The organism is Gelidimonas diazotrophica (assembly GCF_055694025.1).
Window position 1 is genome coordinate 812,740 of sequence record NZ_CM146349.1, and the last position, 12,840, is coordinate 825,579.

Below are 12,840 nucleotides of genomic sequence, written 5' to 3' on the forward strand. Positions count from 1 at the left end.
TACTAGCAAACAACTGCAATGCCTTTGGATATACTTGGCGCAAAATAGCGATTAAACCTAAGTTAAAAGATAATTTCAAGCGTAGTTTACGCTCATAAACCCACTTACCGCACGCCCCCTGCCGCTTTAATGAAAACTGTCTCGCCAATATTGTTATCGAAAAAGTATGAAATGCCTGCCGCCTGGCATCACGACTTACATTCTCAACTGGTCAAAAATGAAACTGTGCTGGCGCATTGCGAGATTGATCTCGATGCGCAGTTGCACTTTGTGCCGGGTATCGTGGTTGTCAGCAATTTCAGGCTGCTTTTCAAAACCCGTGATGATGCCATCTGGCAGCAGTGGTCGTATCGACCGGATCTGACCCTGGTGCATCAGGATCATGCCGGCGTAGGCAGCCTCGAACTGCACGATGCCAGCGCCCGCCTGGCTTGCTGGCGCTATACACTAAGCCATAACCCGGATGCGTTGCGTCTGATGGTCCAGTTCGAGCAGCAATGCCATGCTGCCGTATCGGGCCAGCCGGTGGCCGAACCCGAACAGGCCGTGTGCCCGAGCTGCAACGCGATTCTGGAGCCTGGGCAGGAAGAATGCCCGACCTGTACTCCGGACGCCGCCACTGCGCCGTCGACCTGGACGCTGTTTCGGCTGTGGCGCTTTGCCCGGCCCTACAACGGCCAATTGCTGCTGGGATTCATCCTGACCCTGGCCGCCACCGCAGCGACCTTGGTGCCGCCTTACCTGACCATGCCGCTGATGGACAATGTGCTGATTCCATATCAGAACGGAGCGCCGATTGACGTTAGTCTGGTCACGCTGTATCTGGGCGGCCTGTTCGGCTCGGCCTTGCTGGCCTGGCTGTTGAGCTGGGCTCGCACGTACATTCTGGCCCTGGTGAGCGAACGCATCGGCGCCGACTTGCGCACCAGCACCTATGAACATTTGCTGCGGCTGTCGCTCGAATATTTCGGCGGCAAGCGCACCGGCGACCTGATGACGCGCATCGGCTCCGAGACCGACCGCATCTGCGTGTTCCTGTCGCTGCATCTGCTGGATTTCGCCACCGATGTGCTGATGATCGTGATGACGGCGGCAATTCTGATCTCGATCAATCCCTGGCTGGCGTTGGTGACGCTGGTGCCTTTGCCGTTCATTGCCTGGATGATCCATGTGGTGCGCAATAAATTGCGCTTCGGCTTTGAAAAAATCGATCGCATCTGGTCGCAAGTCACCAATGTGCTGGCAGATACCATCCCCGGCATCCGCGTAGTGAAAGCGTTCGCTCAGGAAAAACGCGAAGCGGCGCGTTTTCGCGAAGCCAACAACCACAATCTTGCAATCAATGATCGGGTCAACAAAATCTGGTCGCTGTTTTCGCCAACCGTGGGATTTTTGACCGAAATCGGCTTGCTGATAGTGTGGGCGGTCGGCATCTGGCAAGTCTCGCACGGCATGATCACGGTCGGTGTGCTGACCGCGTTTCTGGCTTATATCAGCCGTTTTTACACCCGGCTCGACTCGATGAGCCGGATCGTCTCGGTGACGCAGAAAGCCGCCGCCGGCGCCAAACGCATCTTCGATATTCTGGACCACGTGTCGAGCGTGCCGGAAGCCGCCAATCCGGTCCATCTGGCGCAGATCGAAGGCCGTATCGAGATCAGGAATATCGGCTTTCGCTACGGCAACCGGGCGGTAATCCGCGACCTCGATCTGACTATCCAGCCGGGCGAGATGATCGGCCTGGTCGGCCATAGCGGCTCCGGAAAAAGTACGCTGGTCAACCTGATCTGTCGCTTTTACGATGTTTCCGCAGGTGCGATTTTGATCGATGGCGTCGATATCCGTTCGCTGCCGATTTCGGAATACCGCAGCAATATCGGCCTGGTGCTGCAGGAACCGTTCCTGTTCTTTGGCACCATTGCCGAAAACGTCGCCTACGGCAAGCCGGATGCCAGCCGCGAGCAGATCATTGCCGCCGCCCGCGCCGCCAATGCGCATGAATTCATCCTGCGCCTGCCGCATGGCTACGATTCAATGGTGGGCGAGCGCGGCCAGACCCTGTCTGGCGGCGAGCGGCAGCGGATCTCGATTGCGCGCGCGCTGCTGATCGATCCGCATATCCTGATCATGGATGAAGCCACCTCGTCGGTCGACACCACCACCGAGCGCGAGATTCAAAAGGCGCTGGATAACCTGGTGCGCGGCCGCACCACAATCGCGATTGCGCATCGGCTTTCTACGCTGCGCCAAGCCGACCGGTTGGTGGTGATGGATCGGGGCCAGATCGTCGAAGTGGGCAAACACGATGAATTGCTGGCGCGCGAAGGCGCTTACTATCGGCTGTATCAAGCCCAGGCGCGTCAGGCCGAGCAGGATAGGTTGGAACAAGGCGTGGAGCACAGCGCAGAACTTGACGAAACTGAAAGTGTTGCATGAGTGATTTGAACGATTTTAAGGTAGAGCGCAATGCTTTCGGCAAACTGGTATTTAGCGCCGCCGGGGAGTCTGAGAGTCACGTCGGCGTAGTGCCGGTACGCGCATTTCCCATCGCAGCGCCAGACAGTGGAATCGCCATCGTCAGCGCCGAGGGAAGCGAACTGGCCTGGATCGAGCGCTTATCCGATCTGCCTGATGGCGTGCGGATATTGCTGGAACAGGAACTGGCCAGTCGCGAATTTTTACCGCAGATTTTGCAAATTTTGCGGGTGTCGGCATTCGCCACGCCCAGCACCTGGCAGGTCGATACCGACCGCGGCGACACCAGCTTTGTGCTCAAGGGAGAAGAAGACATTCGCCGCGTCGGGCCAGAGGGACTCATTATTGCCGACAGCCACGGCGTCCAGTATCTGGTGCGCGACATGCAAACGCTGAACCAGGCCAGCCGCAAGTTGCTGGACCGGTTTTTGTAGTAGTGCAGGCCTCCGTGCCTGCATCTGGTTGCGTCTGCCGTAACTATTCAGCCCGCACCAAGAAACTTCCAAACCGAAGTGTTTTTTGTAGGAGCGCACCCGGGCGCGAAAGCAGTCGCCAGACTGCAGCCGTTGATCGCGCCCGGGTGCGCTCCTACAACATCGTGCCATTTCTCTCTTAATTGTCTTGCCGGCTGAATAGTTACCACACGCACTATTTTATAGGGAGTATGGCTAAATATAGGCATATTTCCGCATATATTTAAACGATAATTAAATAATACACAGTCATGTATGTTAATGCTGGAATTTGTGAGCGGGTTGCATCAAGCCGCCGCCAGCAATTTATCCAGCTGGTCCCAACTCTGCGTTAAAGCCCCAAAGCCGCTGCTGCCGGCCTGGCTTTCGAATATTACGGTGTACGTTAATTCCTCGGGCGACAGCGGCTGTTGGACGCTTGTGAGTTTTTCCAGCACTGCGAGGTTGGCGTCCGAAGGATCGGTACCAAGCGCGCTGCGGTGCAGGATGCGGCTGCGCAGAGTCGCTGCCTCGGCCTGCGCGGAGGCGATTGCGAACGGAATCGCCATCTGCTGCGCCAACTGCCGGAACATTGCCCGCTCCTCTTGCCGCAGAAAGGCGGCATCGACAATTACCGTGTAACCGGCTTCGATCAACTGTCGTGCCGTTTGCTGCAGCCGGTTATAGGTCTGCCGGGTTGCTGCAGCGCTATAGATGTCCTGATCGGTGTTGCCGTGGTCGAGGGCTTTGATGCCGAACAGGCGCTTGCGCTCGACGTCGGAGCGCAGCCGGATCGCATGCTGACGTTCCAGCGCTTCCAGCGCGAGCGTACTTTTTCCGGAACCGGGCAAGCCGTGGGTGATGATCAGCGCCGGTTGGCGGTTGCGCAGCAGCGTGCTGGCCAGATTCAGATAGCTGCGTCCGCTAGCCAGCGCTTCTGCTGCGTCAGCCTGTGATATTCCGGGCTGGCTGATGCGGATCGCGCTTATTTTGGCGCGCACCGTGGCCCGGCCAGCAAGGTAAAAGCGCAGCAACGCCACGCCGGCGTAGTCGCCGCTGATTTCCAGATAAGCATTGAGCAGGCGAAAGGCGAGTCCGCTGTGCTGATGGTGCATCAAGTCCATCATCGGGAAAGCGAGTTCGTTGATGACGTCGATCCAGCGCAATCCGGGATCGAATTCGAGACAATCGAACGGCACCGGTTGATCGTCGATCAACACGATATTGCTCAAATGCAGATCGCCGTGGCATTCGCGCACGAAACCGTCGCAGCGGCGTTGTTCGAAGATCGGCTTGCAGGCAGCAAATTCCGCTTCCGTAGCGTGCCGTAAATCTTGCAAATTTTGGTGGTCTTCAGCGTTATTCAACAGCGCATCGAGTTGTTTGAAATTCTGCTGGCTGACAGCATGAATAGCTGCAGCAGTGCCGAACGTGCTGGCCGGATTGACCGGGTTGGCCGGCTGCAAATCGGCGTGAAAGCGCGCCAGGATGGCGGCCAGGCGGTCGATATGCGCGGCGCGCAACTGGCCGGCTGCCAGCACCGTGTCCATTTGTTTGGAACCATCGAAACGGCGCATCCTGACCGCATATTCAATCGCCGGCAAATGGCCCAGCAGCGGTGCCTCGAAACTGCCGCCGATGGGAATCACATCGCGATAAATATCCGGCGCCAGCCGCCGGTTGAGCCGGATTTCTTCTGCGCAATAGAATTCCCGTCCGGCCAGCGTGCTGAAGTCGAGAAAGCCCAGATCGAGCGCCTTCTTGATCTTGTAGGCAGTGTCTGCGCTCAGCAAAACCCATGAAATATGGGTTTCGATCAGCGCCATGTGCTGCCCTTGCAGCGCGTGGATCAGTTGTAATTGCTGTTGCACAGTGGTTGACGGATTATTCGGCATCGCTTATTTCCAGTAGTGCAGGCCTCCGTGCCTGCATGCAGGCTTATCAATGTTTCATGCCGGCCATACTATTGAGCGGTCGTGCTGGCACTTGCAGTTCGATGGTTTGGCGTTTTTTGTCCTTGCCTTCGACTACCAGCGTCACCGGCACCATGTCGCCATCCTTGATTTGCTGTTTCAAGTTGATCAGCATGATGTGATAGCCGCCCGGTTTCAGATCGACGGCTTTGCCGGCCGGCAAATCCACGCCGGGCACCGCGCGCATTTTCATGATGTTGTTTTCCATCGACATTTCATGGACTTCAACCACGCTGGCTGCCGGCGAGCGCACTTCGACTAAGCGGGCATCCTGTTTGGCGGTCAGTTGCATGAAAGCGCCGGTGGTTTTTTGCTGCTGGACAGTGGCGCGCACCCAAGGGTCTTTAACTTCGACCTGGGCTAAAGCGGCAGTGGCGGAGAGTGCGAGCAGAGAGGCAAGAATTACATTTTTCACGGATTTCCTTTAATTTTTAATCGGGCGTAGACGTGTACGCAGACGCAGACGCGCAGTGCAACCGGTGCTGGTTATTGGGCGCGCAGCGCCACGTTCAGATGATCGATGATCTCGGCCCAATCGGCGTCTTCCAGAATTTCTTCGCGTAAAAACGCGGCCTGGGCCGGAGTCCAGAACGGCGCATCGGCCAGTGCAACATCGGCCGCCAGCGGCGTATGGGTGGCGATGAAGCGGTCGATTGCCTCGATTTCTGCAGGCAAGCCCAATTGCTTGAACAGTTCTGCGAGCATATGTACGGGTTGTTCCATGACGGTCTCCTGGTGATGTGTTTCAGATGCGTTTCAATGTGTGCTGCGGCGCTTGAGTTGGGTTTTCAGTGCGGCGATTTCATCCAGCAGATCCAGCGCCAGCGCGACTCCGGCCGGATTGATTTCAAGGTCGCGGGTGAGCCGCACAGCCAGTCGTGCGCGCTGCAGTGCGGCACCGCTAAAGCGCCACTCCTGAGGTTGCGGCTGCGGACCGTATGGTTCCAGCATGCCTTCCAGCACCCAGATCGTGATCTGTTCCTGTGGCGCACCGCACGCCTGGCACAGCTCAATCAAGGTCAGTTCGATTTCTTCCTCGACCACCTGGCCTTGAAGATAGCTTGTAATTGTTTGGTTCATCAGATGTTCTCCGAATTATCCCAGCAGATGGGCGCGCGGGTTGAAATCGAAAGCTTGCGCCATCGCACGGTAGGCTTCCTTGGCGCGCTCGTCGTTGGCGGGCGGCAGCGCGATCACCAGCACCGCGTACAGATTGCCGGCCGGGTTGCCTGGAATGCCCTGGCCTTTCAGGCGCAGCTTGCGCCCGGCGCTGGAGCCGGGCGGGATGGTCAGATGCACCGAGCCTTCGGGCGTTGGTGCGGTGACGCTGCCGCCGAGCGCGGCTTCCCACGGTGCCAGCGGCAAATCGAAATAGACATCGCGCCCATCGACCCGATAATGCGGGTGCGGGCGGAATACGATTTCCAGATACAAATCGCCGGCCGGCCCTTGGCCCAATCCTGGCCCACCTTGGCCGCTAAGGCGCAAATGCTGACCCTCGCGAATCCCTTTCGGAATAGTGATGTCGAGCGTGCGGTCCTGGGTGCTGACGTGACCTTGGGCGTCCATGGTCGGCAGGCGCAGCGAGATGCTGCGCTGCGCCCCGTGGTAAGCATCTTGCAGATCGATTTGCACCTTGGCATGATGATCCTGGCCCTGCGCTTGCCTGGCTTGACGCGGTGCATGACCGGCTCCTGCTGCGGCTCCAGCCCTGCGGCCGAACAGTGATTCGAAAAAATCGCTGTAATCGGCACCGTCGCTGCCAGCATTGGCATCGCCTCCCTTGAATTCGAAACCGGCATCCCAGTTCGGCGGCGGTTGGAATTCCTGCCCGTTCTGATGCTGGCTGCCGACCTGGTCGTAGGTGGCACGCGTTTCCGGGTCCTTGAGCACTTTGTACGCTTCGCCCATTTCCTTGAAGCGTGTTTCCGCGTTCGGTTCCTTGCTGACATCGGGATGGTATTTGCGCGCCAGTTTGCGATAAGCGCCCTTGATTTCATCCTGGGTTGCCGTGCGCGGCACGCCAAGGCTTTCGTAATAATCTTTGAATTTCATGGATCGATGCTTCCGCGTGCGGGGTTAGGAAAACGCAATAAGTCGTATTGAATCGTATTGAAATTAGTGCATGTTGCATTCGTACCGTTTGTGCTAAATCAACTCCATCAACTACATCACCGCACCAAACAATTTGCCGGCGCCGGCCGTGGCCGCCATCGCCAGCGCGCCCCAAAAAGTCACGCGCAGCGCCGCCTGGAATACCGGCGCGCCACCAGTGTAAGCGCCCAGCGCGCCTAGTGCGCTCAGGCACACCAGCGACGTGCCGGCTACCAGCGGCACCAGTTGCGGCAGCGGAGCCAGCAGGGTCGTCAATAGCGGCAAGGCGGCACCTGCGGCGAAGGTGACGGCCGAGGTCAGCGCGGCTTGCACCGGCCGCGCGCTGGCGGATTCGGAAATGCCGAGTTCGTCGCGTGCATGGGCACCCAGCGCGTCATGCTGCATCAATTGGCGCGCCACTTGCGCCGCCAGTTCATGCGTCAGCCCGCGATGCATGTAGATGGCGGTCAACTCTTGCTGTTCGTGCTCCGGTTGCTCGGCCAGTTCGATTCGTTCGCGCTCCAGGTCGGCTTGCTCGGTGTCGGATTGCGAGCTGACAGAGACGTATTCGCCGGCCGCCATCGACATCGCTCCCGCCACCAGTCCCGCCACGCCGGCCACCAGCAGTTCGCTGCGCCCGCCACTGGCTGCAGCAATGCCCACCATCAAGCTGGCGGTGGAGACGATGCCGTCATTTGCTCCCAGCACGGCGGCGCGCAGCCAGCCAATACGTTCGGTACGGTGCAGTTCTGGGTGTCTTGGACGGGCCATGTTGATCTTTCTTATTCTTAAGGTGCGGGGAGAGCGGATATCAGTATCGCTAACCGCAGCTGCAATTAATGAGAATGGGAATGGCTATGCGGCAAATTCAGCTCAGTCGGGCCATCGCACGACGGCATCAGGGACGCCGTTGCGACTTGCAGCGTGGCATGGTCGATGTCGAAGCGCTCGTGCAGCCCGCTGCTGGCCTGGCACAGAAAAGCGTCGCCCGGATGCCCGGCAGACATGATCAGGTGCGCAGTAAGCGCCACCTGCGAGGTGCCCATCGCCCACACATGCAGGTCATGCACGCGGCTCACGCCGGGCAACGATTCCAAGTAGGCGCGCACCTCGGGCAAATCAATTGCTTCCGGCACGCCATCGAACAACAGGTGCAGCGATTGTCGGAACAGGCTCCAGGTACTGACCACAATCACGGCGGCAATCAGCAGACTGGCCACCGGGTCCAGCCAGTTCCAGCCGAACCACAGCGCCAGCGCGCCGGCACACACTACGCCGGCCGAGACCAGCGTGTCGGCCGCCATGTGCAGGAATGCGCCGTGGATATTCAAGTCATTCTTGCTGCCGTGCATGAACAGCAGCGCAGTGGCGCCATTGACTACAATGCCGATTCCCGCCACCAGCATGATGGCCACTCCCTGCACCGGCCCCGGCGCACCGAGCCGTCCGATGGCCTCCCACGCCAGTGAACCCATCGCCACCAGCAGCAATAATGCATTGGCAAAGGCCGCCAGAATGGAGGCGCGTTTCCAGCCATAGGTATGGCGCGCGTCCGGCCGCAGCCTGCCGGCCAGCGCGCCGCCCCAGGCCAGCACCAGTCCGGCCACGTCGGATAAATTGTGGCCGGCGTCGGCCAGCAGCGCCAGCGAGTTGACCTGCCAGCCGTAAAAGGCTTCGAGTGCGACAAAAACGGTATTAAGCGCGATGCCAATCCCAAACGCCCGGTTGAAGCTGGCAGGCGCGTGATCGTGATTGTGTCCGGCACTCATGTGCGCGCCTCATCGATCAATCTGAAAGCCTGATGCAAACTTGTCATGAACAATATTCCGCCTGTTTTTAATTTTAAAGAGTCGAGGTGAATTCCCACGGCCCCGGCCGCGCTTGCTGCGGTTTGCGCTTGCTGGCGGTGCCGATATTGATGAAGCATACCGGATGCTCGCCGGCGGCCAGCGCAAATAATTGTTGCATGTGCACCGAGCACATCGCCTGTCCGCTGGTCAGACCGGCACCGAAACCCATTGCATTCGCCAATAGCAGCATGTTCTGCAGCGCGCAGCCAAACGAGACCATGCGTTCCAGCGCCGGAATATCCGGCTCGGCCGGCCCCAGTTGGGCCACCGCCAGGAGCAGCAGCGGCGCACGCTGCGCTTTTTCGCGTGCGCTGGCAATCTGTTCGGGCGTGGCGTCGGCATCGCGCTCGATTAACGCTTGCGCGAACACTTCGCCCAGCAGCGCACGCTTGTCCTGCGGGATGATGACGAAGCGCCACGGATGCAATTGACCGTGGTCCGGCGCTGCCGCGGCTGCGCCCAGCAATTGTTCGAGTTGGGCCGGTGTCGGGCCGGGTGCGGCCAGCCGTTTGGGTGAAATGTTCTGGCGCGAGTGAATCAGTGCCTGCGCGACCTCGCATAACTCTTCTGCCGACCCCGCTGCCGGCGCGGCTGCGCTGTGTGTCTGTGGCGCTATCGGTAATTCCGACATGGATGATCCTTTCCCGGTAATCCGGCAAATCTGAAGCCCAGATTTTGCATTATCGCCCCGGCCCGCGCAATGTCTGCAGCGCACGGATACACGATAGGTAGAGGTTTCGCCGGCAGGCATTGCAATGCATGGTAAATTATTGCTTGCAAGAATGTTATCAACCATTTCAGGAGAACTTACTGTGACTATTGTGCGCTGCCAGACTCATCTTGTTGCACAGAGCGACTGCGTTTGCGCGTTGCGGGGCATCCGATGAAGCTGCCTCCGATGAAGTTGCCACCAATACGGCGCTTGCTCGCGTTGCTGTTGCTGGGCGGCGTGCTGCATTCCGGGCCGATGGCGCATGCAGCTGCAGCCGAAAATATTACCGACGATGCAGCGCCGCCGGTATTACTGGCGCAAAATTTTAATGAGGCCATCGACCCCGGCGCTTACCTGGTGAGCGAAAAACTCGACGGCGTGCGGGCATTGTGGGATGGCAAAACGCTGCACTTTCGCAGCGGCAGAATAATCCATGCGCCGGACTGGTTTATTGCCGGTTTTCCGGCGCATCCGCTGGATGGCGAATTGTGGATGGGGCGGCGCAAATTCGACCTGTTGTCGGCAGCGGTGCGGCGCGACAGCCCGAGCGATGCCGAGTGGCGTCAAATCAGCTATCAGGTATTCGAGTGGCCGCAAGCACCCGGCACTTTCAGCGAACGGGTAGCGGCGTTGCAGGTCAGTGTGGCGCACGCCAATCTGCGCTGGCTGCAGTTGGTGCCGCAAGTGCGCATCGCCAATCGTCAGGCGCTGCAAGCCAGATTGCAGCAAGTGGTGCGCGGCGGCGGCGAGGGTTTGATGCTGCACCGCGCCGATGCGCTCTGGCAAACCGGACGCACCGATGCGCTGCTGAAACTGAAGCCACAGCATGACGCCGAGGCCAAAGTCATCGCCCACCTGCCGGGAAAAGGAAAATATCAGGGCATGTGCGGCGCTTTGCTGGTGGAAAGTCCCGATGGGCAGCGCTTCCGCCTGGGCAGCGGCATCAGCGATGCACAGCGCCGTGCGCCGCCGCCGGTAGGCAGCATCGTGACCTACCGCTACCGCGAACGCACGCCGAACGGCTTGCCGCGCTTCGCCAGTTTCATGCGGGTGCGCGCACCGGAATAATTGCTGCGCCTTTGGAATGGCAATAAAAAAACCAGCATTCAGCTGGTTTTTTTGCGCTCGGAAATCGGCAGGCCCGATGCCGCTGTCATTCGACGGTCACAATTTCGCGGTACATTTCGCATGCTGCGTTGCACAAGGGCAATTTTTGCCCGCACCCGCAATCCGCATTGCGACGGCGTCAAAAGCACCGTTGCTTATTCTTATACAGCGCATTTTTGTACCCATTATGGAGTTTCCAACATGCACAATATTACTGGCAGCTTATGAACCTGCACAATTTCAGTATCAGTACCCGCTTGAGCGCCGGCTTTGCCGCTGTGCTGATCTTGATGCTGGCGATTGCCGGACTGGGTATCGCCAGATTGCAGGCAGTTGGCGAAGTGGTCCACACGATGTCATCTGAAACCATGGCAATCGAGCGGCTCGGCGCCGAATGGTTTACCGAGATCAGCGTCAATAGTGCGCGCACCGTAGCGGTTGCCAGAACCGATGAGCCGGAATCCCAGGAATATTTCAAAGAGCAAATCAGAATCACCGCCAACAGAATCAGCACGATTCAAAAAAGCCTGGAGCCGATGATAGCCTCGGCCGCAGGCAAAGCGCTGCTGCTGCATATCGCTGAAAAACGTAAATTGTATGCAACTGTCGGCGACGCCGTTCTCGAACTCAAAAGGACCGGCAGGAATGCGGTTGCCGACCAGATGATCGACGAAAAATTCCTGCCGGCAGTCGACGCTTATCTGCGCAGCGCCCGCCAGCTGATTGTCTACCAGCAAAATCTGTCGCTGGCACTGGCTAGCCAGGCTGACCATCATTTTCAGAACGGCCGCATCCTGATGGTGTCGCTGAGTGTGGCAGCACTGTTGCTCGGGCTGGCGTGCGCATGGCTAATCAGCCGCTCCATTTCAGGGCCGTTACATGCAGCGGTGCGGATTGCGCAGCGCGTTGCTGCCGGCGATTTATCGGCGCAGATCGTGGTTACCGGCAAGGATGAAACCGGCCAGTTGCTCACCGCGCTACGCGACATGAATACCGCGCTGCATCAAGTGATCGGCAACGTCCGCTCTGGGGTTGACACCATCGCGCTGGCTTCCGGTGAAATCGCCACCGGCAACGCCGACCTGTCGTCGCGCACCGAACAACAGGCCAGTGCGCTGGAAGAAACCGCCAGTTCGATGGAAGAACTGACCGGTGCTGTGCGCCGCAATGCCGACAATGCACACCAGGCCAATCAGTTGGCGGTGTCGGCCTCCAGCGTGGCGGTAAAGGGCGGCCAAGTGGTGTCGCAGGTGGTTGACACCATGGGCTCGATCAAGGCCAGTTCGAGCAAGATTGCCGACATCATCAGCGTCATCGACGGCATCGCTTTCCAGACCAATATCCTGGCGCTGAATGCAGCAGTCGAAGCGGCGCACGCTGGCGCACAAGGGCGCGGCTTTGCAGTAGTCGCAGCCGAAGTGCGCAATCTGGCGCAACGCAGCGCTTCTGCCGCGAAGGAAATCAAGGCGCTGATCGACGATTCAGTACGACAAGTCGATCAGGGCAGTAAGTTGGTGGATGACGCCGGCCAGACCATGATTGAGATCGTCAGCTCGGTCCAGCGGGTAGCCGACATCATGCGCGAGATCACCGCCGCCAGCCAGGAGCAAAGCGCCGGCATCGAACAGGTCAATCAAGCCATCGGCCAAATGGATGAAATGACGCAACAGAATGCAGCGCTGGTGGAACAAGCCGCTGTTGCCGCCGAAAGTCTGCAGGATCAGGCGGTTTCGCTGACGCAAGCGGTGAGTGTGTTTAAGTTAGGCCGCGAAATTGAAGCGGCACCCATAGTCGCAGCCTTTATGTCGCAACGACCACAACGCGCTACGCTGCAAATGGGTGGCCGCAGGCTGGCGATTGACTACTCTGGCAATGGATCGGAAAATCGATTTTCAGCAGCCCTGTGCAATTGAATATACCTAAGCATGTATATTTACAATCCGCAATGAAACAATGCGGAAATATGGGTGTTTTTACCTATACTCCCACGATAAAAGTTAAGGCGTAGGGCGTCAATAAGCGTAGCGCATTGCGCCGTTAGTGGCGTGCAACCAAGTGCGGCCAACAGCTACAGTGTTGCGACTCTGTCGCGCCGCTTCGCAGCAATAGCGGTCTGTCACCGTATCTGCCTGACCGGCAGAATCCGGCCAGGAGCGGTCGGTCGAGTTCCGTCTCCG

Annotated in this window: 12 protein-coding genes; 4 read left to right on the top strand and 8 right to left on the bottom strand. The window is 58.7% G+C overall.

What is annotated here, in order from left to right:
- Positions 1-171: 171 nt before the first annotated feature.
- The gene (locus KGFNPO_RS03805) at positions 172-2,436 is read left to right on the top strand and encodes a cyanophycin metabolism-associated ABC transporter (protein WP_472633169.1); all 2,265 of its coding nucleotides are present in this window, start codon (positions 172-174) and stop codon (positions 2,434-2,436) included.
- A complete protein-coding gene (locus tag KGFNPO_RS03810) occupies positions 2,433-2,909 on the top strand; it encodes a cyanophycin metabolism-associated DUF1854 family protein (protein WP_472633170.1) in 477 nt (158 codons plus the stop codon). Before KGFNPO_RS03805 ends, KGFNPO_RS03810 begins: the two co-directional genes overlap by 4 nt.
- Before the next feature lie 326 nt (positions 2,910-3,235).
- Here the strand turns inward: KGFNPO_RS03810 and KGFNPO_RS03815 are convergent, their stop codons facing one another.
- The 8 genes from KGFNPO_RS03815 to KGFNPO_RS03850 all read right to left on the bottom strand — a co-directional run bounded on the left by KGFNPO_RS03815 (position 3,236) and on the right by KGFNPO_RS03850 (position 9,475).
- Complete coding sequence (locus KGFNPO_RS03815) at positions 3,236-4,822, bottom strand: bifunctional aminoglycoside phosphotransferase/ATP-binding protein (RefSeq protein ID WP_472633171.1); 1,587 nt, start codon at positions 4,820-4,822, stop codon at positions 3,236-3,238.
- Positions 4,823-4,868: 46 nt separating this feature from the next.
- Positions 4,869-5,315 carry a copper chaperone PCu(A)C gene (locus KGFNPO_RS03820; RefSeq protein WP_472633172.1) on the bottom strand — a complete coding sequence of 149 codons (447 nt, stop codon included), beginning with the start codon at positions 5,313-5,315 and terminating at the stop codon, positions 4,869-4,871.
- Positions 5,316-5,386: 71 nt separating this feature from the next.
- A complete protein-coding gene (locus KGFNPO_RS03825; RefSeq protein WP_472633173.1) occupies positions 5,387-5,623 on the bottom strand; it encodes a DUF2789 family protein in 237 nt (78 codons plus the stop codon).
- Positions 5,624-5,656: 33 nt separating this feature from the next.
- Complete coding sequence (locus KGFNPO_RS03830) at positions 5,657-5,980, bottom strand: chaperone modulator CbpM (protein WP_472633174.1); 324 nt, start codon at positions 5,978-5,980, stop codon at positions 5,657-5,659.
- Positions 5,981-5,995: 15 nt separating this feature from the next.
- Positions 5,996-6,955, bottom strand: coding sequence for a DnaJ C-terminal domain-containing protein (locus KGFNPO_RS03835; RefSeq protein WP_472633175.1), 960 nt, complete (start codon positions 6,953-6,955; stop codon positions 5,996-5,998).
- 111 nt (positions 6,956-7,066) lie between these two features.
- Entirely contained in the window at positions 7,067-7,765 is a 699-nt protein-coding gene (locus tag KGFNPO_RS03840; RefSeq protein WP_472633176.1) for a VIT1/CCC1 transporter family protein, read from the bottom strand.
- Between the two features lie 65 nt (positions 7,766-7,830).
- Positions 7,831-8,763, bottom strand: coding sequence for a cation diffusion facilitator family transporter (locus KGFNPO_RS03845; protein ID WP_472633177.1), 933 nt, complete (start codon positions 8,761-8,763; stop codon positions 7,831-7,833).
- 73 nt (positions 8,764-8,836) lie between these two features.
- Positions 8,837-9,475, bottom strand: coding sequence for a nitroreductase family protein (locus KGFNPO_RS03850; RefSeq protein ID WP_472633178.1), 639 nt, complete (start codon positions 9,473-9,475; stop codon positions 8,837-8,839).
- 267 nt (positions 9,476-9,742) lie between these two features.
- On the opposite strand from KGFNPO_RS03850, the gene KGFNPO_RS03855 reads away from it, so the two are divergent.
- Both KGFNPO_RS03855 and KGFNPO_RS03860 read left to right on the top strand, forming a co-directional pair.
- On the top strand, positions 9,743-10,624 hold the full coding sequence (locus tag KGFNPO_RS03855) for a DNA ligase (RefSeq protein WP_472633179.1): 882 nt from the start codon (positions 9,743-9,745) through the stop codon (positions 10,622-10,624).
- 263 nt (positions 10,625-10,887) lie between these two features.
- Positions 10,888-12,576, top strand: coding sequence for a methyl-accepting chemotaxis protein (locus tag KGFNPO_RS03860; RefSeq protein ID WP_472633180.1), 1,689 nt, complete (start codon positions 10,888-10,890; stop codon positions 12,574-12,576).
- Positions 12,577-12,840: the final 264 nt, after the last annotated feature.

What these genes read in the sequence shown, in the direction of transcription:
- KGFNPO_RS03845 (WP_472633177.1), bottom strand. Translation starts at nt 8,763, where the DNA reads ATGAGTGCCGGACACAATCACGATCACGCGCCTGCCAGCTTCAACCGG.
- KGFNPO_RS03835 (WP_472633175.1), bottom strand. Translation starts at nt 6,955, where the DNA reads ATGAAATTCAAAGATTATTACGAAAGCCTTGGCGTGCCGCGCACGGCA.
- KGFNPO_RS03860 (WP_472633180.1), top strand. Translation starts at nt 10,888, where the DNA reads ATGAACCTGCACAATTTCAGTATCAGTACCCGCTTGAGCGCCGGCTTT.
- KGFNPO_RS03855 (WP_472633179.1), top strand. Translation starts at nt 9,743, where the DNA reads ATGAAGTTGCCACCAATACGGCGCTTGCTCGCGTTGCTGTTGCTGGGC.
- KGFNPO_RS03825 (WP_472633173.1), bottom strand. Translation starts at nt 5,623, where the DNA reads ATGGAACAACCCGTACATATGCTCGCAGAACTGTTCAAGCAATTGGGC.
- KGFNPO_RS03850 (WP_472633178.1), bottom strand. Translation starts at nt 9,475, where the DNA reads ATGTCGGAATTACCGATAGCGCCACAGACACACAGCGCAGCCGCGCCG.
- KGFNPO_RS03810 (WP_472633170.1), top strand. Translation starts at nt 2,433, where the DNA reads ATGAGTGATTTGAACGATTTTAAGGTAGAGCGCAATGCTTTCGGCAAA.
- KGFNPO_RS03805 (WP_472633169.1), top strand. Translation starts at nt 172, where the DNA reads ATGCCTGCCGCCTGGCATCACGACTTACATTCTCAACTGGTCAAAAAT.
- KGFNPO_RS03830 (WP_472633174.1), bottom strand. Translation starts at nt 5,980, where the DNA reads ATGAACCAAACAATTACAAGCTATCTTCAAGGCCAGGTGGTCGAGGAA.
- KGFNPO_RS03815 (WP_472633171.1), bottom strand. Translation starts at nt 4,822, where the DNA reads ATGCCGAATAATCCGTCAACCACTGTGCAACAGCAATTACAACTGATC.
- KGFNPO_RS03840 (WP_472633176.1), bottom strand. Translation starts at nt 7,765, where the DNA reads ATGGCCCGTCCAAGACACCCAGAACTGCACCGTACCGAACGTATTGGC.